At 60.9% G+C, this 21,670-nt stretch carries 22 protein-coding genes and 1 tRNA gene; 11 read left to right on the top strand and 12 right to left on the bottom strand.

Going from position 1 to position 21,670, the window contains the following annotated elements:
- Positions 1-22 precede the first annotated feature (22 nt).
- The 4 genes from argH (at position 23) to J5N58_RS08805 (ending at position 5,819) form a co-directional block, all read left to right on the top strand.
- Complete coding sequence (gene argH, locus J5N58_RS08820; RefSeq protein ID WP_113338235.1) at positions 23-1,426, top strand: argininosuccinate lyase; 1,404 nt, start codon at positions 23-25, stop codon at positions 1,424-1,426.
- A 92-nt stretch (positions 1,427-1,518) separates the two neighbouring features.
- Positions 1,519-1,725 (top strand): LPS translocon maturation chaperone LptM, encoded by a 207-nt coding sequence (gene lptM / locus J5N58_RS08815; protein ID WP_244710691.1) that lies wholly within the window; start codon positions 1,519-1,521, stop codon positions 1,723-1,725.
- Between the two features lie 13 nt (positions 1,726-1,738).
- Positions 1,739-3,007 carry a diaminopimelate decarboxylase gene (lysA, locus tag J5N58_RS08810; RefSeq protein ID WP_244710529.1) on the top strand — a complete coding sequence of 423 codons (1,269 nt, stop codon included), beginning with the start codon at positions 1,739-1,741 and terminating at the stop codon, positions 3,005-3,007.
- Positions 3,008-3,161: 154 nt separating this feature from the next.
- The gene (locus tag J5N58_RS08805; RefSeq protein WP_244710527.1) at positions 3,162-5,819 is read left to right on the top strand and encodes a TIGR02302 family protein; all 2,658 of its coding nucleotides are present in this window, start codon (positions 3,162-3,164) and stop codon (positions 5,817-5,819) included.
- A gap of 88 nt (positions 5,820-5,907) precedes the next feature.
- Here J5N58_RS08805 and J5N58_RS08800 read toward each other — a convergent pair whose 3' ends face one another.
- The 8 genes from J5N58_RS08800 to J5N58_RS08765 all read right to left on the bottom strand — a co-directional run bounded on the left by J5N58_RS08800 (position 5,908) and on the right by J5N58_RS08765 (position 12,627).
- Positions 5,908-7,191 (bottom strand): sensor domain-containing phosphodiesterase, encoded by a 1,284-nt coding sequence (locus tag J5N58_RS08800; protein ID WP_244710525.1) that lies wholly within the window; start codon positions 7,189-7,191, stop codon positions 5,908-5,910.
- Positions 7,192-7,275: 84 nt separating this feature from the next.
- Positions 7,276-8,157 carry a 3-hydroxybutyryl-CoA dehydrogenase gene (locus J5N58_RS08795; protein ID WP_112830344.1) on the bottom strand — a complete coding sequence of 294 codons (882 nt, stop codon included), beginning with the start codon at positions 8,155-8,157 and terminating at the stop codon, positions 7,276-7,278.
- A gap of 130 nt (positions 8,158-8,287) precedes the next feature.
- Positions 8,288-9,217 carry an electron transfer flavoprotein subunit alpha/FixB family protein gene (locus J5N58_RS08790; protein WP_112830343.1) on the bottom strand — a complete coding sequence of 310 codons (930 nt, stop codon included), beginning with the start codon at positions 9,215-9,217 and terminating at the stop codon, positions 8,288-8,290.
- Positions 9,218-9,244: 27 nt separating this feature from the next.
- Positions 9,245-9,994, bottom strand: a complete 750-nt coding sequence (locus J5N58_RS08785; protein WP_112830342.1) for an electron transfer flavoprotein subunit beta/FixA family protein — start codon at positions 9,992-9,994, stop codon at positions 9,245-9,247.
- A 177-nt stretch (positions 9,995-10,171) separates the two neighbouring features.
- Positions 10,172-10,957, bottom strand: coding sequence for a rhomboid family intramembrane serine protease (locus tag J5N58_RS08780; protein ID WP_112830341.1), 786 nt, complete (start codon positions 10,955-10,957; stop codon positions 10,172-10,174).
- 19 nt (positions 10,958-10,976) lie between these two features.
- Positions 10,977-11,555 carry a cob(I)yrinic acid a,c-diamide adenosyltransferase gene (locus J5N58_RS08775; RefSeq protein WP_112830340.1) on the bottom strand — a complete coding sequence of 193 codons (579 nt, stop codon included), beginning with the start codon at positions 11,553-11,555 and terminating at the stop codon, positions 10,977-10,979.
- A gap of 11 nt (positions 11,556-11,566) precedes the next feature.
- Positions 11,567-11,764 carry a twin transmembrane helix small protein gene (locus J5N58_RS08770; protein WP_113338240.1) on the bottom strand — a complete coding sequence of 66 codons (198 nt, stop codon included), beginning with the start codon at positions 11,762-11,764 and terminating at the stop codon, positions 11,567-11,569.
- A 29-nt stretch (positions 11,765-11,793) separates the two neighbouring features.
- Positions 11,794-12,627, bottom strand: a complete 834-nt coding sequence (locus J5N58_RS08765; RefSeq protein ID WP_244710522.1) for an SDR family oxidoreductase — start codon at positions 12,625-12,627, stop codon at positions 11,794-11,796.
- Positions 12,628-12,710: 83 nt separating this feature from the next.
- Here J5N58_RS08765 and J5N58_RS08760 point away from each other — a divergent pair, with 83 nt between their 5' ends.
- Positions 12,711-13,595, top strand: coding sequence for a YihY/virulence factor BrkB family protein (locus J5N58_RS08760; protein WP_113338242.1), 885 nt, complete (start codon positions 12,711-12,713; stop codon positions 13,593-13,595).
- Here J5N58_RS08760 and gluQRS read toward each other — a convergent pair.
- Positions 13,563-14,444: a tRNA glutamyl-Q(34) synthetase GluQRS gene (gluQRS, locus tag J5N58_RS08755; RefSeq protein ID WP_244710520.1), complete on the bottom strand. Its 882-nt coding sequence runs from the start codon at positions 14,442-14,444 to the stop codon at positions 13,563-13,565. The genes J5N58_RS08760 and gluQRS overlap by 33 nt on opposite strands.
- 77 nt (positions 14,445-14,521) lie before the next feature.
- Here gluQRS and J5N58_RS08750 point away from each other — a divergent pair, with 77 nt between their 5' ends.
- Complete coding sequence (locus tag J5N58_RS08750) at positions 14,522-15,181, top strand: DNA-3-methyladenine glycosylase family protein (RefSeq protein WP_244710518.1); 660 nt, start codon at positions 14,522-14,524, stop codon at positions 15,179-15,181.
- Between the two features lie 80 nt (positions 15,182-15,261).
- The gene (locus J5N58_RS08745) at positions 15,262-15,819 is read left to right on the top strand and encodes an HNH endonuclease (RefSeq protein ID WP_112830334.1); all 558 of its coding nucleotides are present in this window, start codon (positions 15,262-15,264) and stop codon (positions 15,817-15,819) included.
- A gap of 13 nt (positions 15,820-15,832) precedes the next feature.
- Here J5N58_RS08745 and J5N58_RS08740 read toward each other — a convergent pair whose 3' ends face one another.
- Complete coding sequence (locus J5N58_RS08740) at positions 15,833-16,345, bottom strand: disulfide bond formation protein B (protein ID WP_113437675.1); 513 nt, start codon at positions 16,343-16,345, stop codon at positions 15,833-15,835.
- Positions 16,346-16,360: 15 nt separating this feature from the next.
- Positions 16,361-16,951 (bottom strand): YqaA family protein, encoded by a 591-nt coding sequence (locus J5N58_RS08735; RefSeq protein ID WP_113338246.1) that lies wholly within the window; start codon positions 16,949-16,951, stop codon positions 16,361-16,363.
- Between the two features lie 217 nt (positions 16,952-17,168).
- Between J5N58_RS08735 and J5N58_RS08730 the strand changes: the two genes are divergently transcribed.
- The 4 genes from J5N58_RS08730 to J5N58_RS08715 all read left to right on the top strand — a co-directional run bounded on the left by J5N58_RS08730 (position 17,169) and on the right by J5N58_RS08715 (position 20,342).
- Positions 17,169-17,253 (top strand) — tRNA-Leu (locus J5N58_RS08730).
- A gap of 162 nt (positions 17,254-17,415) precedes the next feature.
- Positions 17,416-17,958 carry a hypothetical protein gene (locus J5N58_RS08725; protein ID WP_244710516.1) on the top strand — a complete coding sequence of 181 codons (543 nt, stop codon included), beginning with the start codon at positions 17,416-17,418 and terminating at the stop codon, positions 17,956-17,958.
- Positions 17,955-18,608 carry a hypothetical protein gene (locus J5N58_RS08720; RefSeq protein WP_244710514.1) on the top strand — a complete coding sequence of 218 codons (654 nt, stop codon included), beginning with the start codon at positions 17,955-17,957 and terminating at the stop codon, positions 18,606-18,608. The genes J5N58_RS08725 and J5N58_RS08720 overlap by 4 nt, the downstream gene beginning before the upstream one ends.
- Positions 18,609-18,704: 96 nt before the next feature.
- On the top strand, positions 18,705-20,342 hold the full coding sequence (locus tag J5N58_RS08715; RefSeq protein ID WP_244710511.1) for an AMP-binding protein: 1,638 nt from the start codon (positions 18,705-18,707) through the stop codon (positions 20,340-20,342).
- A 49-nt stretch (positions 20,343-20,391) separates the two neighbouring features.
- On the opposite strand, the gene J5N58_RS08710 is transcribed toward J5N58_RS08715, so the two are convergent.
- Entirely contained in the window at positions 20,392-21,669 is a 1,278-nt protein-coding gene (locus tag J5N58_RS08710; RefSeq protein WP_244710509.1) for a GNAT family N-acetyltransferase, read from the bottom strand.
- Between the last annotated feature and the right edge of the window lies 1 nt (position 21,670).

Raw genomic sequence — 21,670 nt, 5'->3', positions numbered from 1 at the left:
CAGTCTCCAGGATGGGCATCGCATGGCCGAGGACACCAACAACACGAAATCCTCCAACCAGATGTGGGGCGGACGCTTCGCTTCCGGACCTGCTGCCATCATGGAGGAGATAAATGCCTCCATCGGTTTCGACAAGAAGCTTTATGCCCAGGATATCCGCGGCTCAATCGCGCATGCGACCATGCTGGCGCATCAAGGCATCATATCGGCGGACGACAAAGACAAGATCGTTCACGGCCTGAACACGATCCTGTCAGAGATCGAAGCCGGCCAGTTCGTATTTTCGCGCAAGCTCGAGGACATTCACATGAATGTCGAGGCGCGCCTTGCGGAACTGATCGGCCCCGCCGCCGGCCGTCTTCATACCGCCCGCTCGCGCAACGACCAGGTGGCGCTCGATTTCCGCATGTGGGTCAAGGAGGAATTGCAGAAGGTCGAGGTTGCCCTGACCTCGCTCATTGCAGCCTTCCTCGATCGCGCCGAGGAGCATGCCGACACGGTCATGCCCGGCTTCACTCACCTTCAGACCGCGCAACCGGTGACCTTCGGCCATCACTGCATGGCCTATGTCGAGATGTTTGGACGGGATCGGCAGCGCGTGCGCCATGCCATCGAACACATGGACGAAAGCCCGATCGGGGCCGCGGCTCTTGCCGGCACCGGCTTTGCCATCGACCGCCACATGACGGCGAAGGCGCTCGGCTTCCGCGAGCCGACCCGCAACTCGATCGACACCGTGTCGGATCGGGACTTCGCGCTCGAATTCCTGTCGATTGCCTCGATCTGCGCTACTCATCTGTCCCGGCTTGCCGAGGAGATCGTCATCTGGTCTACGCCGCAATTCGGCTTCGTACGCCTGTCCGACGCTTTCTCCACGGGCTCGTCGATCATGCCGCAGAAGAAGAATCCGGATGCAGCCGAACTGGTGCGTGCCAAAACCGGCCGCATCAACGGATCGCTGATCGCGCTCCTGACGGTGATGAAGGGCCTGCCGCTCGCCTATTCCAAGGACATGCAGGAAGACAAGGAACAGGTCTTCGACGCCGCAGAAAGCCTCGAACTGGCGATCGCCGCGATGACTGGCATGATCCGTGACCTGACGGTGCGCGCCGACCGGATGAAGGCCGCCGCCGGCTCAGGTTATTCGACCGCGACCGATCTTGCCGACTGGCTGGTGCGGGAAGCGGGCCTCCCCTTCCGTGAGGCTCATCATGTCACTGGTCGTGCGGTGGCGCTCGCCGAACAGAAGGGTTGCGATCTCGCGGAGCTTTCGCTTGAGGATCTGCAGTCGATCAACCCGGCCATCACCGCCGGCATCTTCGACGTCCTGACGGTCGAGGCCTCCGTTGCCAGCCGGAAGAGCTATGGCGGCACGGCTCCATCCGAAGTGAAGAAGCAGATCGCCTGGTGGCGCGCCCGCAACTGATCACATTCGTTTGCAGGCGTATCACGAGATTGAGGGTGCACAAGCCCAGAGATTTTCGCTACAGGCTATAGGAAGATGTTCCGGTGGATAAGATGATGGTGAAAACGCTACGACGCTCAATAGTCGCCGCTGGCCTGCTTGTAACGGCTGCTCTCGTGCTTTCCGGCTGTGGCCGCAAGGCCGATCTCGATCCGCCGAGCATGCCGGCTGACCAGCAGAACGTACGCACGACCGGTGGCAAGCCGCAGGCTGCTCCGGCAAAGCCGGACGATCCGTTCATCCTCGATCCTCTTCTCTGACAGGCCACACCCCGTGAACCACTTCGACTATCGCGATGGCGTCCTCTATGCCGAGGATGTGCCTGTGCCCGAAATTGCCCGGGCCGTCGGCACACCCTTCTACTGCTATTCCACGGCGACGCTGGAGCGGCATTACAAGGTATTTTCTCAGGCATTCGACGGCGTCGACGCGATGGTCTGCTATGCGATGAAGGCCAATTCCAACCAGGCCGTGCTGAGAACGCTGGCCCGGCTCGGCGCTGGCGTTGACGTCGTTTCCGAGGGCGAGCTTCGCCGTGCGCTTGCAGCCGGCATTCCGGCGAAGCGCATCATGTTCTCCGGTGTCGGCAAGACCGTCTCCGAGATGGATCTCGCCCTTGAGGCCGGTATCTACTGTTTCAACGTCGAATCCGAGCCGGAACTCGAGGTTCTCGCTGCCCGTGCCGCAAAGTCCGGCAAGCAGGCGCACGTCTCCTTCCGCATCAATCCCGATGTCGATGCGCGCACCCACGCGAAGATTTCGACCGGCAAGAAGGAAAACAAGTTCGGCATTTCCTATGAGCGCGCCCGCGCGGTCTATCAGCGGGCGGCGAGCCTGCCGTCGATCAAGGTGACCGGCATCGATATGCATATCGGCAGCCAGATTACCGAACTGCAGCCGTTTGAGGATGCCTTCCGACTGCTGCGGGAACTGGTGGAGACCTTGCGCGGCGACGGCCATGCCATTGACCATGTCGATATCGGCGGAGGTCTCGGCATTCCCTATCGGGACGACAACAACCCGCCACCGGAACCCGATGCCTATGCCCATATCGTCAAGGAACAGCTTGCCGGGCTCAATTGCCGGATCGTTACGGAGCCGGGCCGGCTGATCGTCGGAAATGCCGGCATTCTTGTCACCGAGGTCGTCTTTGTGAAGGACGGAGGCGACAAGACGTTCGTGATCGTCGATGCGGCCATGAACGATCTCATCCGGCCGACGCTTTACGAGGCCTATCACGAGATCCGTCCGGTCGTGATTTCGGCGGCCAGCGCCCCGCGTATCCGGGCGGATGTCGTCGGTCCCGTCTGCGAGACGGGGGATTATTTGGCTCTCGACCGGGAAATGGCCATGCCCAAGACCGGCGATCTGCTCGCTGTCGGTTCCGCAGGAGCCTACGGCGCCGTGCAGTCGGGCACGTATAACAGCCGGCGGCTGGTTCCCGAGGTGCTGGTGAAGGGTGGCGAATTCCATGTCATTCGGCCGCGACCGAGCTACGAAGACCTGATCGGACTCGATTCCGTGCCTTCCTGGCTTGACTGATTGCCGTTCACTTTTCAGCGACCAGGGCAAAAAAGCGGTTCGAATGGCGCTGTCGCCCTCGTCTTCGCCACAAACGATGTTATCTTTTAGCGAATGATTGCGCTCATGGATGAGCCGCGCGCTTCGATCAGTGGACGAAACGGAGACCCGACGGATGGCCCCTCCCCAGCCGGGCAGTACGCGAAAGGGCGCATTCCGCACCGACCCGGTGCTGGCGCGTCGTGTCGCCGTCAAACGCCTGCTGGCGCGCTTTGTCCTTTTCGCTGAGCGTCTTCTGCCGCTGTTTCTGCCGGTGGCGGGTATTGCCGCGATTTTCGTCTCATTGGCCTGGTTCGGCGTTTTCCGGCAATTGCCGGATGTCCTGCGGCTGATTGTCGTCTTTGCCCTCACCTTTGCTTTCGTCTGGTCTCTCCTTCCGTTCACACGCCTGCGCTGGCCCGAAGCAGAAGAGGCCGACCGGTTGTTGGAAGAGCGCAACGGGTTGCCCCACCAGCCGGTGGCGGTCCAGGATGACGAGCCGGCTTTCGAGACGCCTTTCGCCCGCGCCCTCTGGCAGGAGCATCAGCGACGCATGGCGGAGACCATTGCAGCGCTGGACGCCGGCCTGCCACAGCCGGATATCGCCCGTTTCGACCGGCATGCCCTGCGCGCCATACCGGCGCTGCTCCTTGTGACCGCGTTTGCCTATTCGAGTTCGAACGGGGCAGGGGTCATCGCGGATGTCTTCCGCTGGAATGCGGGCGGGGGTACGGGCCAGGAGATCCGGGTCGATGCCTGGATCACCCCGCCATCTTTTACGGGTCGCGCTCCGATCTTCCTTTCAGGCGCCGGTGCGCAGGCTGAGGAGGCCGGTGGCGTACGCGTGCCGCAGAATTCGCAGGCGACTGTGCGCATCAGCGGCGGCAGCTACGACGAGAAGGTGCTCTACCGGGTCGCCGATGGGGGTGAGGTCGTCGATATCGCAGCGAGTGCCGGCGCATCGCCAATCGAACCCAACGCGGGCGACTCTGCTCCGGTCGTTACCAGTCGCACCCATGAATTCAAGCTGGAGCAGAACGGCGAACTTCTGGTCGGCCAGAAGCGTTGGGCGATCGAAGTCATCGCCGACAAGCCGCCGGAGATCGCTTTCGACGGAATGCCGAAACCGACGGTCAACGGCGCGTTGGAGATCGGCTTTACAGCGCGTGACGATTACGGCCTGCAGTCCGCTCGGGCGGAGATCGTGCCGGTGGAAGAGAAGCCTGGCGCCACCCCGCTTTATCCGCCGCCGGACTACAGGCTGGATCTGCCGCGCCATAACTCGCGTGATGCCAAGGGGGTTTCGAGCCGCAACATCACGGATCATCCGCTCGCCGGCCGCAAAGTTCGGATCACGCTGACGGCAACCGACGGTTCCGGCCAGACCGGCCGCAGTCCGTCCCATGAAATGGTTCTGCCGACCCGTCATTTCGTCGAACCGCTTGCCGCCGCCGTTGCCGAGGAGCGGCAGGTGTTTGCGCTCGATACCCGCGATATCGACCAGGCGATCGCTCTCAACGAAGCCATTTCGCTGCGCGCGGACGAGACCATTCCGAACCCCACGCATTTCCTGCTCATTCAATCCGCGCAGGCGCGGATGAAGCTTGCCCGATCCAATGATGACCTCAAGGATACCGCCGATTATCTCTGGGAGATCGCGCTTGGCATCGATGACGGGGATCTTTCGCTGGCGGAACGCAAGCTGCGGGATGCGCAGCAGGCGCTTGCCGATGCGCTGGAGCGCAACGCTTCCGACCAGGAGATCAAGCGCCTGATGGACGAACTCCGTGCTGCCATGCAGGAGTTCATGAAGGCTGTTGCCGAACGCCAGCAAAATGCGCAGGGCGACGGCCAGCAATCGGCGCAGAATATGATTCGCCAGAGAGACCTGGAAAACATGCTGAACCAGATCGAGAATCTGGCCCGCTCCGGCAACCGGGACGCTGCGCGCCAGATGCTATCCGAACTGCAGCGCATGATGAACAGTCTTCAGGCCGGCCGGCCTCAACGCGGCGGGCAGCAACAGCAGCAGACCAGCGAGCTGCGCCAGCAGATCGACAAGCTGGGCGAGATCATGCAGGAGCAGCAGAAGCTGATGGACGAGACCTTCCGTCTCGACCAGGCGCTGAAGGACCGCATGCAACGCGGCGATCCGGGTGACGGTGAGGATGGCGAGTTCCTGCAGGACCAGCCGCCGGTGACGGAAGACGGGCGGCAGGGTCAGCAAGGCGAGCAAGGTGAACAGGGCGGTTCGGCAATGGATCGTATGACTGCCGAACAGCTCCGTGAAGCCTTGAAGAACCTGCGTGGCCAGCAAGAGGCGCTCGGCAAGAAGCTCGAAGAACTTCAACAGGGGCTGAAAGGTCTCGGATTTCAGCCCGGCGAAGGAATGGGCAAGGCGCAACGTGAGATGAAGGGCGCGGGCGAGGCCCTTGGCGAAAGCCAGGGCGAGCGCGCTGTCGAGGGGCAGGGCAAGGCCATGGAAGCGCTGCGGCAAGGTGCGCAGGAGATGATGGGGCAGATCCAGCAGGCGATGCGCGCCGGCCGACAGCCGGGAGATGGCGACAACGGTCAAGGCGGTCAGCGCGGACGGGACCCGCTGGGCCGGGAACCTGCCAGAACGAGTGAGGAGATGGACGACGGACGGCTGAGGGTTCCCGACGAGATCGAGGTGCAGCGGGCCCGTGAAATTCTCAATGCCATTCGCAAGAAGCTCGATACGATGTCGGTGGACGATGTCGCTCGACCCGAGCTTGAGCGCCGCTATCTCGAGCGACTGCTCGACATACAATAGCGGTGCGCACGGCATCGTGCTGGTAGCGAAAGGTGGATCGAAAATTCGTCACTGTGGACGTCACGGCTGTGCGTGACTTCCTGTCATTTCAGCCTGCAGGTATTGCCGCAGTGCCGAGATTGCTTTTCCCGGCTCCCTTTTTCCATAAGACTATTGCATCGGCGGATATGGGCCGCCCAAGATGAAACCCCTGGGCGGCGTCGACGCCGAGGATGCGGAAGGTCTCGGCCGCTTCGGCGGTTTCCACTCCTTCGGCGACCAGGGTGCAGCCGATGTCACGGGTGAAACTTACCAGCGCTGCAGCGAGCGCCCGCCGCACGGCATCTTCCTCGATTTCATGACAAAGCTCTGCGTCGAGCTTGATAATGTCCGGTCTCAGATTGAGGATGTGGCGCAGGCTTGCATAACCGGCTCCGGCGTCATCCACGGCAAGCCGCAGTCCCCGCGTCCGCAGGGGCGCCAAAGCGTCTGCCAGTCGGTCGTAGTCGTGGATATCCGCGTGTTCGGTCACCTCTATGACGAGACGCTCGAGCGGGAGACCTTCGACCAACTCCGCAAAACGAGCATCGAGCAGGGTCGCCGGCGACACATTCACCGCCAGATAGCCATTCTCCGGGGGGAAGGGCGGATTCTCGATCACCAGTCGCAGGGCCTTCAGCTCGAGTTCGACGCCGTGGCCGACCTCGAACGCTTCGGCAAACCAGGTGTCCGGGCCTCGCGCAGGCATGGCAGAGAAACGGGCCAATGCTTCGAAGCCAACGATTTCGCGGCTGTTGAGGTTGAGGATGGGCTGATAGACCATCGTTATGCGGTCATTCTCCAGCGCATCGAGAATGCGGGCCTCCGCATGCCGTTGGCTGACGCGCTTGTCGATCGCGCGGTCGAGTTCGAAGGCGGCGAAGCGGGCAAAGGAGCGCAGAATTTGCAGATCGCGCTCGTTGAGCGTTGGATCGGGCCGGGTGGAAAAGCAGCAGAAGGTACCGTAAAGGCGCCCGTCTCCCAACCTGATCGGCACACTCATATGGGAGCCGATCGGGAAGGCATGGGTCGCCTCGATTTCCAGGGCGGTAGGTAGCAATGACGTATCGGGAATAAGTTCCGGCAGTTCGCCATCGACGATCCTCTGGCAATAGCCTTCGTCCATGGGTAGCCAGTCGCCGGCGCGCAAGAGTTCGTCCGGCAAGCCGATATCCACATAACGGAGAAAGCGCCGACTGCCGGCGAATTCGGAGATGAAGCCGATATCCATGCCGAGGCAGTTGCGCGCGGTCGCCAGAATATTGCCGATACGCTCTTCTGCCTCGATCTGCTGCTCCAAGCTGAAAAGCAGATCGTGCAGGCCGTGTTGCCTTGCTCTGTCAAAAAACGTCATGAGGGAATCCATGCGACTCTTCACCTTTAAAGTGAATAAGCTGCCTCGAACGGATTCAAGTGCTAATTTTAGCAGTATCCGGCATTATCTGGTGGGAACGGGGTGCTCGCCACGGTAGTCGTAGAAACCTCGGCCGGATTTACGCCCCAGCCAGCCTGCTTCCACGTACTTCACCAGCAACGGGCATGGGCGATATTTGCTGTCGGCCAGCCCGTCATGCAGAACCTGCATGATCGAAAGGCAGGTGTCCAGGCCGATGAAATCTGCCAACTGCAACGGTCCCATAGGGTGGTTTGCGCCGAGCTTCATGGCCGTATCGATGGCCTCGACCGAGCCGACACCCTCGTAGAGCGTATAGATCGCTTCATTGATCATCGGCAGGAGAATGCGGTTGACGATGAAGGCCGGGAAATCCTCGGCGACCGTGATCGTCTTTTCGAGCGAGCGGGCGAAGTTCTTGGCGGTCTCGAAGGTGCTTTCCTCGGTGGCGATGCCGCGGACCAGTTCGACGAGCTTCATCACGGGTACGGGATTCATGAAGTGAATGCCCATGAAGCGTTCCGGCCGGTCTGTGGCCGAGGCGAGGCGCGTAATCGAGAGCGAGGAGGTGTTGGTGGCCAGTAGCGCCTCGGGTTTGAGCACGGGGCAGAGCTGCGCGAAGATCTTGCGCTTGACGGTCTCGTCTTCGGTCGCCGCCTCGATCACCAGATCCATGGGCGCCATGTCGTTGATGTCGGTGGTGCCGCTGATGCGGCCAAGTGCGGCCTTGCGATCCTCGTCAGAGAGCTTGCCGTTTGAAACCTGCCGGGCCAGGTTCCCGTTGATGGTGGCCAGTCCCGCCTCGATCCGCTCCTTGGCGAGGTCGTAGATGGTGACCTTGTAGCCGGCGAGCGACGCGACATGGGCGATGCCACATCCCATCTGGCCCGCTCCGACGACGCCTACATTGTCCAAAACCGTGGTCATGCCGTTCTCCTCACCTGAACCCGCAACGCCTGACAAAAATGCCGGGCCAACGTTACGGTTGGTCCGGCATTTTTGATAGCCCTGGACGGGGTGATTTTCCAGTCTTTTCGCAGTTGCGAAGAGCGATGCCTCAAAGCGCCTTTTCGAGCTCGGGGAGAGCTTCGAAGAGGTCTGCGACGAGGCCGTAGTCCGCGACCTGGAAGATCGGGGCTTCCTCGTCCTTGTTGATCGCGACGATGACCTTCGAGTCCTTCATGCCGGCGAGATGCTGGATGGCGCCGGAGATGCCGCAGGCGATGTAGAGCTGTGGTGCGACCACCTTGCCAGTCTGGCCGACCTGCCAGTCGTTCGGGGCGTAGCCGGCATCGACCGCCGCGCGCGATGCGCCGACGGCGGCGCCCAGCTTGTCGGCAACCGGAAGGATCACTTCCCTGAACTTTTCCGAGGACCCCAGCGCGCGACCGCCTGAGATGATGATCTTCGCCGAGGTCAGTTCCGGACGCTCGGACGACGAAAGCGCATCCGAGACGAAGGTGGAAAGACCCGGGTTGGCGGCAGCCGCCACCGTCTCGACGGACGCCGAGCCGCCTTCGCCCGCAGCGGCGAACGATGCCGTGCGGACCGTGATTACCTTCTTCGCATCGGTCGACTGGACGGTCTGGATGGCGTTACCGGCATAGATCGGACGCTTGAAGGTGTCGGCGGAAACCACTTCAATGATTTCCGAGACCTGCATCACGTCGAGAAGGGCGGCAACGCGCGGCATGACGTTCTTGCCGACCGAGGTGGCGGGCGCGATAATGACGTCATAGGACGGAGCGAGCGAGACGATCAGTGCGGCAAGCGGCTCAGCCAGGTTGTTGGCGAGGCTTGCGTCGTCGGCGACGAGCACCTTGGAGACGCCGGAGAGCTTGGCTGCCGCGTCTGCTGCTGCCTTGGCGCCCGAACCTGCGACCAGCACATGAACGTCGCTGCCGATCTTGGCAGCCGCCGTCAGCGTCTTAGCGGTCTGGTCGGAGACGGTTGCGTTGTCGTGTTCTGCCAGAAGAAGAATGGCCATCTTTGTGTTCTCCTTGTCCCGTCCCGATTACAATACGCCGGCTTCGGTCTTGAGCTTCTCGACCAGTTCGGCGACGCTCTTGACCTTGATGCCCGCCTTGCGGCCGCCCGGTTCTTCAGTCTTCAGCACCTTGAGGCGCGCTGCGATATCGACGCCGAAGTCGGCCGGCGACTTCTTGTCGAGCGGCTTCTTCTTGGCCTTCATGATGTTCGGCAGCGAAGCATAGCGCGGTTCGTTGAGGCGAAGGTCCGTCGTGACGATGGCCGGCAGCTTGACGTTGATCGTCTGCAGGCCGCCATCGACTTCGCGGGTGACGTCGGCGGAGCCGTCCTTGATCTCGAGCTTGGAGGCAAACGTTGCCTGCGCCCAGCCGAGAAGGGCCGAAAGCATCTGGCCGACCTGGTTGGAATCGTCATCGATCGCCTGCTTACCGGTGATCACCAGCCCCGGCTGTTCCGCTTCCACCACGCCTTTCAGGATCTTCGCGACGGCGAGCGGCTCGACCGCTTCTTCGGTCTCGACCAGGATGGCGCGGTCGGCCCCCATGGCGAGCGCCGTACGCAGGGTTTCCTCGGCCTTTGCCGGGCCAACCGATACCACAACGACTTCCTCAGCCTTGCCGGCTTCCTTCAGGCGAAGCGCTTCCTCGACAGAGATTTCATCGAAGGGGTTCATCGACATCTTGACGTTCGCAAGCTCGACACCCGTCCCGTCCGCCTTCACACGGATCTTGACGTTGTAATCAACAACTCGCTTAACAGTCACCAATACTTTCATGACTTCCTTCCTTCATTGCCCTGTCTGAAAATGCCCCTTCAGACGGCCCTCCGATGGTCAATGGGCGACATGGATACGCATTTTTTTTCCAATTACAACGCCCGATACACCCGGCATTCCTCTTAAAAACGATTAATTGACGTTTACGTTTACGTCAATATACTGGAACTGCAGAATCTAGCGGCCCCAATGAATGTTTCGCCGCGGTGCGGAAGGCGGCGTCACGGCGGTTCCGACAGGGGGTACCCGTATGTGCTCCACCGCTTTCGGGGTCACGATCGTCCGGTCGAAGAGCGGGACGCCGCGCCTGCGCATGACGATCACGAGCAGGGCGCCTGCAATGATGCCGCCGACATGGGCGCCCCAGGAGACTTCGCCTTCGCCGTCGATAGCCAGCATAACGAACTGCTGCCCGATCCAGAAGAGAAGTGGCAGGAAGGCCGGAAGCGGCAGGGGGAAACGGAAAAGCACGAGAACCCAGACACGCACCTTCGGGTGCAGCATCAGATAGGCGGCTACCACCCCGGACACGGCGCCGGATGCGCCGATCAGCGGACTTTGCGACGTCGGGCCGACGAGACCATGGAAAAGGGCGCCGGCGGCGGCGCAGGCGAGATAGAACAGCAGGAAACGAAAATGGCCGAGTGCATCCTCGACATTGTCGCCGAACACCCAGAGGAAGAGCATGTTGGAGCCGAGATGCATCAGATTGCTGTGCAGGAAGGCATAGGTGATGAACGTGGCATCCGGCGGCACGAGGGTGAGCGCGGGATCGAGAGCCGCATAGTCGAACACCACCGCGGGAATGAAGCCCAGCCCGTAGACACTTGCCTCAATGACGGAATCGGGGACCAGAAGGGTGGTGAATGCAAAAACCAATGCATTCGTCAGGATGAGGCCGATCGTGACATATTGCATGCGGATATGCCGGAGGGCGTTGCGGTCATGCAGGGGAATGAACATCGCGACCTCCCGGAGCCGTTCAGCGGGTCTTGCCGGGAACCCAGAGGATATCGGCCCTGCCGCCGTCATTGGCGAAGCGCGCCGCCACGAAGAGGAAATCCGACAGCCGGTTGATGTATTTGAGCGCCGGCGGATCGATGGTTTCCCCCTCGAAACGCGAGAGTTCGACCATGATGCGTTCCGCCCGCCGGGCCATCGTCCGGGCCAGATGAAGGTGTGCGGCGGCCGGTGTGCCGCCGGGTAGGATGAAGGATTTCAGAGGGTTGAGGCCGGCATTGAGCTGGTCGATCTCATGTTCGAGCCGCGTCACCTGCGCCTCGATCACGCGAAGAGGTTCGTAGCTCAGCACTTCGCCGGTGTCCGGGGCGGCGAGATCGGCGCCGAGATCGAAGAGGTCGTTCTGGATGCGCAGCAGCATGGCGTGCAGTTCCGGCAGTCCCTCGGTATGCAGCCGGGCAACCCCGATCGAGGAGTTCACTTCATCGATGGTGCCATAGGCGTCGACCCGCAGGTCGTGTTTCAGACGGCGGGGGCCGCTGACGAGGGCCGTGGTGCCGTCGTCTCCTGTGCGCGTGTAGATCTTGTTGAGGCGAACCATAGTCGTTTCTCCTATCGTCCGCCGCCGGTCAGCCAGAGCGTCAGCATAATCAGGGCAACGGCTATCGCCTGCAGTACGAGGCGCATCTGCATCAGCTTGTTGGAGGTGTTGCCGCTACCGCCCTTCAGCATGTTGAAAAGGCCACGCACGAGGACGAGCACGACGAGGCCCATGACGATCAGGGCGAGAACTGTGGTGAAACCGGACATGGTGTCTTTCTGGCCTTTTTGTCTTTGCCTCAGTCCAGCGATCGCATCAATCGATAGAAGAGATCCGCCGGCAGCAGACGTTTCAGGAAAGCGCCCTGCCGAGCCGGCGTCGTTACGAGATAATGTGGGCGAGCCCGGTCGGCGGTCAAGGCGTGCTTCAGGACTTTGTAGACGGCGTCAGGGCCGAGCTTGTGCTTATTGACCGGGCCGGTGCCGTTCAGCCGGGCCAGCTGCCGTTCGTATTCCCTGGCATGAGCGGAGCCGACCAGATCGATATTTTCCTCAATCTGTTTCAGTGCGTTGGCGGTAAACCGGCTTTCGATAGGACCGGGCTCGATGAGGCTCACCTGAATGCCGCTTCCTTCAAGTTCCATGCGCAGCGTGACCGAAAGCCCTTCCAGCGCGTATTTCGAGGCGGTATAGGCACCCCGGTAGCGGTAGGGCAGCAGGCCGAGGATCGACGAGCACTGGACGATCCGGCCGGAGGCATGGGCCCGCATCAGCGGAATCACGCGGCGTGTCAGTTCGTGCCAGCCGAAGACATTGGTTTCGAACTGCCGACGAAGCACGTCGGTCGACAGGTCTTCAACCGCACCGGGCTGCCCGTAGGCGCCGTTGTTGAAAAGCGCATCGATCCGGCCACTCGTGCGCATCGCAACCTCGTCGACCAGGGCCGCGATGCTCGCATGGTCGGTGTAGTCCATCTGCAGGGCCTCGACCCCCGCATCCTCCAGAGGCGCCAGATCCGCGCTGCGGCGAACCGTTGCGAAGACGCGCCAGCCGTCCGCCTTGAGAGCCCTTGCGCAATAGGCGCCGATGCCAGAGGAACAGCCGGTCACGATGATGGTTCGAGCATTCGTCATGGAATGTTCCCTGTACAAATCCGAACCGGTTTCCCATATTCGCCGTGGGGTTACAATCGGCACGCCGCGATCGAGGAGAATGGATGCGGGCTTTCCTGCGCACGATCTACCGGGTCGGGTTCGACGCCTTCTATCACTTTACCGAGGACGATGGCTGGGCCATGGCGAGCCATGTGGCCTTGTCCGCGCTTCTGGCAGTCTTCCCGTTTCTGATCTTCGGCACGGCGCTGGCGACCTTCCTCGGAGCCGATCGCTTCGCCGAGACCGCCATCCACATCATTTTCGATACCTGGCCCGAATCGATTTCCAAACCGGTATCCGACCAGATCGTCCGGGTGCTCACGATCCCCCGCGGCGGGCTTCTGACGATCTCGGTGCTGGCGGCGGCCTATTTTGCCTCCAATGGGGTAGAGGCGCTTCGCGTCTCGCTCAACCGCGCCTATCGCGTGGGAGAGACGCGACCGTGGTATGTCACCCGCCTCGTCAGCCTTGGCTTCGTTCTCGGGGCGGTCGTCGTGCTGATGGTCATCAGTGCCTTGCTCGTTGCCGTTCCGGTGGCGCTCGCCTTTGCCGAGAAATGGTTTCCCTGGCTGAAGGAATGGCTCGCGACGATATCGAACTGGCGTGTCTACGGGACCATCGGCCTCCTGGCTCTCGCCCTTCTGATCTTTCACCTTGGCCTGCCTGCCGGCCGCCGGCGCCTGCTCGACGTGATCCCCGGCGTTCTGCTAACGCTGGTGCTCTGGCTGATCGGTGCGCTGGTCTTCGCTTATTATCTTGCGAGTTTTGCCAACTATGCGGCCATGTATGCCGGTCTCGCCTCGATCATGGTGGTGATCGTTTTTCTCTATATGGTCGGAGTGATCTTCATCATCGGTGCGGAGTTCAACGCAGCGCTGATGAAATTCAACGTATTGCCGTCACGGGCCGTCGCGTCAAAGACCGACGAGCCGGCGGATCGCATCTGAAGTCCGGCCTGCTTTCCTGAGTTCCAAGAGCGCCGTGTCGCCCTGGCTCTTGGAAAGCTTGCGCCCGTCCTCGCCCAGGATCAGCCGGTGGTGGCGATAGCTGGGCGCGGGAAGATCGAGAAGCGTCTGCAGCAGGCGGTGGACCGAGGTTGCATGAAAGAGGTCAAGGCCGCGTATGACATGGGTAATGCCCTGAACGGCGTCGTCGACGGTCACCGAAAGATGGTAGCTCGACGGCGCATCCGAACGCCACAGCACGACATCGCCCCACGCTCGGGGATCAGCGACGATTTCGCCGGTTTGTCCATCACCCGTCTCGACCCAGGTCAGTTCCGTATTGATGGAGGCGACAGCCCTCTCCATGTCCAATCGCCAGACATGCCGCTCGCCCGCGGCGATGCGTTGTTGACGGATCGAAGCGGCAAGGTATCGCTCGTCGTTTGGATAATGCGGGGCTCCATCCGGATCCCGCGGCCATGCTTTGCCAGCGGCTTCCGATTGCGCCGCGCGCGCCTTGACCTCGCCGCGGGTCATGAAGGCCGGGTAGGCGAGGCCATCGGCAATCAGCCTGTCGAGCGCTCTACGATAGTCATCGAGATGTTCCGACTGCCGGCGCACCGGTTCCTCCCATGGCAGACCGAGCCAGGCAAGATCGTCGTAGATCGCCCTCTCGAATTCGGGCGTGCAGCGGCCAATGTCGATGTCTTCCATCCGCAACAGAAGCCTCCCGCCCGTCGCCTTCGCCATGTCGGCATTGAGCAGGGCCGACAAGGCGTGGCCGAGATGCAGGCGTCCGTTGGGGCTCGGAGCGAAACGGAAGACGGGCTTTTGACGGGCAGGCGGGATCATGCTCTCTATCTCGCATGGAAAATGGCTGCGGGGAACGGGGTCTTGGACAAAGAGCCGGCAATGGAGCCGAACATCGGATGACGATCGCAACACAGGCTGATCTGGATGCCGGCCTCGACCGGCTTCTGGCTGCCGATCCCCGCCTTGTCGTCGTGGCGGAAGCCTGCGGCCCATTGCCGCTGAGGCTGTCGGAGCCGGGCTTCGCCGGCCTCGGCCATATCGTCGTGTCTCAGATGGTGTCGAAAGAGAGCGCCGACGCCATCTGGCGGAGGATCGTCGCGGCTACCGGAGAGCCGCCGACGGCGAAGGCCTATCTAGCGCTTCATCCGACGGTCGTCGCCACATTTGGCCTTTCGCGCGCCAAGGCGGATACCCTGCTCGCCATCGCCCAAGCCGTCGCCTCCGGACATCTCGACCTTGCGGGAACTGCGCGGTTCGAGGCCTCAAGGGCCATCGACGAACTTACCTTTTACAAGGGAATCGGCCTTTGGACGGCCGAGGTGTACCTGATGTTCTGCGGTGGTCATCCCGATATCTTTCCGGCCGGCGACGTGGCGCTGAGGGTCGCCGTCGGAGATGTGTTCGGCTATCGGGAAAGGCCTGATTTCCGGGAGGTGAGGCGGATAGCGGAAGCCTGGAAACCGTGGCGTTCCGTGGCTGCCCGGCTGCTCTGGGCGCACTATGCAAGGCGCACCGGCCGGCAGGCGATTCCGGTGGATGTTCAAGCTCTTCCCTGAACTGCAAGAAGGGGCTTCACAATGCTGTAACAACGGACCTAATATACATGGGCAGATGCCGAATCGCTCAGGAGAATGCCTTGACGATTGCAGTCTCACCCCAGTCCTTGCCGGCACTCGTCCTGAATGCCGACTACAGGCCTCTAAGTTACTACCCCTTGTCGCTCTGGTCCTGGCAGGACGCGATCAAGGCGGTCTTTCTCGACCGTGTGAACATCATCGCCGAATACGATCACTCGGTCTGCTCGCCGAGTTTCTCGATGCGGCTGCCGAGCGTCGTCAGCCTCAAGACCTATGTTCAGCCCACCCGCAACCCGGCTTTTACCCGCTTCAACGTGTTTCTGCGTGACAAGTTCGAATGCCAGTATTGCGGCTCGGCGGACGATCTGACCTTCGATCACGTGATCCCACGCGCTCATGGCGGCGAAACCACGTGGGAGAATGTCGTTGCGGCCTGTTCGCCCTGCAATCTCAGGAAGGGCAGCAAGCTTCCGAAGCAGGCATCGATGTTTCCTGCCCAGAAGCCCTATCGTCCGACAGTGCAGGACCTGCACAATAACGGCCGGCTTTTCCCGCCAAATTACCTGCATGAAAGCTGGGTCGACTATCTCTACTGGGATTCCGAACTGCAGCCGTAAGCCAGGTTTTCGCTCAGTTCCGCCTGCGGAACACGGCCCAGACGGCGACCGCGGCAAGGACCGTGCTGGTAATGACATTCCAGCCTGCAAAGGAGAGACCGAGCACGCGGAGCGCCGCTTCCGTGCAGGACGGTCCCTTGGTCTCGTTCAAGGCTTCCAGAACATTGACCGGAGCCTCGCCGCCGGTTGCTCCCACGGCACAGGTCGTCGGTCCTTCCCAGAACTTCCATTCGACCCCGGCGTGATAGGCGCCAAGTCCGATGCTGACGATCATCAGGATGGCGATGATCGCGATCAGCCCGCGGGTGATGGCGACAGGCAGACGGAAGACCGAGGAGAGTGTCGCGAGTATGCCGACGCCGATGCCGATGTAATAGGGATTGCGCTGCATGAGGCAGAGTGCGCAGGGAACATACCCGCCGATATGTTCAAACCCGAGCGCCGAGCCGACCACTACGGCCATTGCAAGGGTCAGGACCGCGGCTATCGCCGTGTCGTTCTTAAGATACGAGGCAGATGCGCCCATAACGTCTTCCAGTTCTCAGTGCATGAAGTAGCGATAGGCGACATATAGCACGATGAGTGCGGCCGCCCCGACCGAGGCAATCTGCCCCAACCGCTTTTCGATGAAGTCGCGGATCGGCTCGCCATAGCGCTGCAAAAGCCAGGCGAGAAGCAGGAAGCGCGCGCCGCGGGCAACGATAGCCGAAACGATGAAGAGCCAGATGTTGATTTGGGCGACGCCCGAAAGGATGGTCACCACCTTGATCGGCGGCAGGTGGGCGAGGCCAGATGTGACCAGCAGCAACAGAACAGTCTGGTAATCGACCGAAGTGCGCAGTTGTTCGAAGGCTTCGTATTTGCCGTAGAATTCGAGAATCGGCCGGGCAACCGCCTCGAAGGCGTAGTAGCCGAGGAGCCAGCCAGCGATGCCGCCAAGCACCGAAGCGACCGTTGCTATGATGGCATAGCGCCAGGCCTTCTGCGGCTTGGCGAGCGCCATCGGCAGGTAGAGAACATCGGCCGGCACCAGAAAGATCGAACTTTCAATGAAGGCAATGACGGCGAGCCAGCGTTCGGCCGACTTGCGCGCGGCGAGCGACATGGTCCAATCGTAGAGGCGACGCAGCATCCAGTCTTTCCCGGTCTTTCGGTTGCTCGGTTTTATGCAAGCCAGCCTTCACTGTAAATGGGCCCTTTTGCGGCGCAGCATGCACGAAACAAACATTTGCGTGAAGTCGAACACCAAAAAGCCTTCCCGGCTGTCGGCTTACAGGCCTCATGCACCCCAAGTTCACCCTTGCATGGGTGCTCAGGCCCATGGTAGAGGCCCTTCCACTACCCCGTGTGCCCCATTGGCGGAACTGGTAGACGCGCTCGACTCAAAATCGAGTTCCGAAAGGAGTGCTGGTTCGATTCCGGCATGGGGCACCACCCTTGCAAGTGTTAAATTCAGTTATTCGCGCCAACTTGCGGGGATTTTGTTTGGAACCGAGAACATTTCCGATCCTGTGCGATTTAGAAGCATGACTGCCTTGACTTGTTGAGCATCAGTGCTCAACCATGCCGGGAGTTTATCGGGATGGTTGGATTACGATGAGGTTGATCACTTCATGGAAGATTTTGGCGATACTTGCGAGCATATTTTCAGCAAGCGACTTACGTGCGGATTGGGTTGACGGCCATTACGACGCTGATTGTGCTGTCGTGGGACAGGCCTATCGAGCCACCCGCGCTACCTATCATTATCGCGAGACGGTCTATGAACTCGACCCAAGCGGCGGCAAGAAAAAGTATGCCGAGGTCATCTATGGTCCTGTTAATGCCTTCCAAAGGATGGAGGAGACGCAGAGGTGGGAAGTTTTCAGCCTGTTGGGTCGGCATGACGAGGTGAACCTCACGTCATGTACTTTTGTTGAGGCTTCCAAAGGAAAGCTTCGATATTTTGCGACGTGGCACAGCAATGATAGGAAATACACCGCATCCGCTGATGTGTGGCTGACTGCCAAAAAACCCCGGAAACTAGAAACGGCGATTCGTAACTATCCCAAGGACGGTCAGCAGTTTCCGTTTTCCGTCTCTTTATCGGTTTTCGATTATGAGCTCGAGAACGTGCGAGAACCGGTGTTGAGTGATTGAAAACGGTTGGCTTTTTTTTAAGTATCTTTCCAAATCATTCGATCCAGGTGTTGGTCATGCGGTTTTTTCCAATCGTTCTTGCCTCGTTGACGATACTGATTCTGTCGTCTGTGAAGCCCTTTGCCGAAAGTGGGCAAGGCGTGGACGCGATCAGTCAAGCTCCTGCAGAGGACCCATCATGCGACCTTGTGAATCGAGCCTACCAGAAGACGTATCGGTCCGAACGGTTGAGTTTTGTCGTGCACGAACTTACCCAAGAAGGGCGGTTGAGACGTCGTCTTGAATTACGCTTGATTGATAAAGTGGCATTCCAGCGACTGGAACCCGACGGAGAATGGAGTTCCTGGGAAATCAACACACGGCCTTCGATTTTCACAAGTTCCGGGCCGGTGTTCAGTGATTGTAAGCTTCTGCGAGAGGAGGATATCGGTTACTCAAAACTGGTGGTTTACTCATCGAAGTGGAAGCGAGAGCAGTATAGAGCGTTCATCACGGTTTGGATTTCCGAGACAGATGGCAGGATCGTGAGGACACGTCGTGATTTTGATGCGGCGTATCCCCGTGTTCATGAGTTCAGAACGGACTCCGTGGTCGATATTTACGAATATGACGAGAACAAGATAGTTCATCCCCGCCTCGTCGGTTTCTAGGCGCGAGAAGAGGCGGCCTTGCCAATTCTGCCTGCCTATTGTGCACCTGCGAGAGGAATGATAGCAAAAAGCCCAATGTGATATGGGTTTTTCGCCATGTTTCTGCCTGAACGGGGCACTTACGAGACGCTTTGCCGCGATTTCTCGTGGTCTATTCCTGACGATTTCAACATAGGCCGTGCGGTCAGCGACGACTGGGCGTCTCATTCGCCCGAGCGCATCTGCCTGCAGCATTTCAGTCCGGATGGCGATCATCTGTCGATGACCTATGGCGAGCTTTCGCGGCGTTCGGCGGCCTTCGCCCACGGGCTGCGGGCGCTCGGGGTCGAGCCGGGCGACCGTGTCGCGCTTCTCCTGCCGCAGTGTTTCGAGACGGTCGTCGCCCATGTGGCGATCTACAAAATGGTCGCGATCGCTTTGCCGCTGGCGCTGCTGTTCGGTGCGGAAGCGCTGGAATACCGCCTTGCCGCCGCCGGTGCAAAGATCGTCATTACCAATGATTTCGGTCTATCCCGGCTCAACGAGATCCGCTCGCGCCTGTCTGATCTGCAGGATGTCGTGACGATCGGAGCCGCGACACCCGGCGTGCATGCCTTTTCGGATGTTGAGGCGGGGCACCCCCCCGCCTTCGAGGTGGCGGAAACCGGACCCGATACGCCGGCACTGATGATCTTCACCTCGGGTACCACTGGCCCGCCGAAGGGTGCGCTGCATGGACATCGGGTTCTGCCCGGCCATCTGCCCGGCTTCCAGATGGCGCATGATTTCATTCCGCGCGACGGCGACAGGATGTGGACGCCGTCGGATTGGGCCTGGGCGGGCGGCCTGCTCAACGCGCTCCTGCCGTCGCTCCTGCTCGGTGTTCCCGTCGTTTCCTCGCCGGCGCAGAAATTCGATGCGGATACGGCCTTCCGGATTATGGCGGAAATGAAGGTGCGCAACGCCTTCATTCCGCCGACGGCATTGAGACTGCTGAAGTCGGTGGAGCGTCCGCGGGAGAAATACGATCTCGTGCTGCGATCGATCGGTTCGGCGGGAGAGGCTCTGGGTCGGGAGACTTATGAGTGGGTGAAATCCGCGCTCGGCATTGTTCCCAACGAATTCTACGGACAGACGGAGTGCAATTTCGTGCTGTCGTCGGCGACTCATATCGGCGTCAGTCGGGCAGGCGCCATTGGCCGGCCGGTGCCGGGTCATCGCGTCGCGATCATCGATGACGAAGGCAGGGAGCTTCCTCCAGGCAGTACCGGGCAGATTGCAATTGCCCGACCCGATCCGGTGATGTTCCTTGGCTACTGGCAGGACGAGCGGGCGACTGCTGCAAAATTCGTCGGTGACTGGATGAAAACGGGCGATCTCGGTCGGCAGGATCGGGAAGGCTACGTCGAGTTTTTCGGACGGGACGACGACGTCATCACATCCTCCGGTTATCGTATCGGGCCCGCGGAAATAGAGGACTGCCTTGGCGGTCATCCCGCGGTGCGTCTTGCCGCCGTAATCGGCAAGCCCGATCCTTTACGCACGGAAATCGTCAAGGCTTTCGTCGTGCTTGCCGACGGCTTCTCTCCAAGTGACGCGCTTGCCATCGATATCCGCGACTGGGTGAAGCATCGCCTCTCGATGCACGAATATCCGAGGGAGGTGGCATTCATCGACGAACTGCCGCTCACCACCAGCGGCAAGGTTATCCGCCGTCTCTTGCGTGACCGTGAACTGGCCCAGGCGGCGGAATAGGCACCCAATCGTGGGTCTCGGCCTTCCTTTAGCCGGAATAAACCCTCCGTCAGTCGTTAAGGCGGCGGGATATGATCTTGTCGCGCAGGATGCGGGCGATATTGCGCGTGTTACGGTACATGTGAAGCTGGGCGGCGGCCTGGCGTACGTCGCGGTCGGCATTGGGCCGAAGACCGATGACCAGCGTGCCCATCTCCTCGCGTTCCCTCCAGAACCGGCTCATGATCGGGTGATCCGGCACGGCGCAACTGTCGGTGCGCTGGATATTGGCGTCGTCGAGATGCCATTCGGTGAGGTCGGCCATCAAGAGCTTGCCCGGTGAGAAGCGGGCATAGCGTTCGTCATAGGCCGTCTTCCACGTATAGGCCTCGCCTGCCATGATGAAGACCACCATCGAAGCGATGGCCCTGCCGTCGAGGTCGAGCGTGTGAATGCGCACGGCATCCACCTCGGCGAGATTGGTGATGGCCTCGCGGGCAAAGGCTGAGCGCAGGCGGTCCATGACCATGGCGGACCGTTTCTGGCCTTTCCAGCCGCTGGCTTCGAGCGCCAGGAACTCCTCCATTCTGAGACGAATCTCCTGCGGCTGGCGGGCGACGTTGTAGGTCACCTCCCCCTGTTCGCTGAGCATGCGAAACTGTCGGCGCATCTCGCGCAGGTGGGATTTCGAGACCGCCTGCCGCAGATAGGTTTCGCCGTCCTCCGGGCTTTCCAGCATCGGCCGCGTGAAGGTGTTGGTGACTGTCAGCGGCAGGTCGCGGCTGATGGCGATGGCCTTCATGAGCTGGGCGAAACGGCCGTTCAGCCTGAGATCGGGCAATACGAAGACGCCCGGCAGGCGCGCGTCGGGACGGGCCAGCGCCTCCAGCAGATTATCCAGTGTCTCGGCCGCTTCCTCTGCATCCACCAGCAGCGTTCCAAGCGGACCAAAGGGGTTCGACCAGACCCGCAGAATCGACGGACCGACGGAGAAGCCCGGCTTTTCGATGGAATAGGGCATCAGCAGACGAACACGGCTGCGCCGCCCGTCCTCGTCGCGAATGACGGCAAGATGGATATGCCTGTCTTCCAGCCGAGGCATGGCGGGTGCAAGGAAACGGGGCGCGAAGAAGACGTTCGCCTCCATCACCCGATAGGTGAGGTAATCGAGTTCCTCCTGCAGATCATAACCGGCCCTGCCCGGATAAAAGGTGAGATGGCGCCCGGGGCGGCCAACCTCTATCGTCTGGTCGGCGGCGGGGCGGCTGTTCTGCAGGCCTGCCAGGCTGCCTGCGGCGCGGTGGGCGCCGTTGCTGTTGCTCTCACGATGGACCGGAGGTTCCGTCATG

Origin of the sequence: Paenirhizobium cremeum (genome assembly GCF_022884085.1) — a bacterium.
Lineage (GTDB): Bacteria > Pseudomonadota > Alphaproteobacteria > Rhizobiales > Rhizobiaceae > Allorhizobium > Allorhizobium cremeum.
Note: the sequence above shows the minus strand (reverse complement) of the source record. Positions and strands in the feature narration are given on the sequence as shown.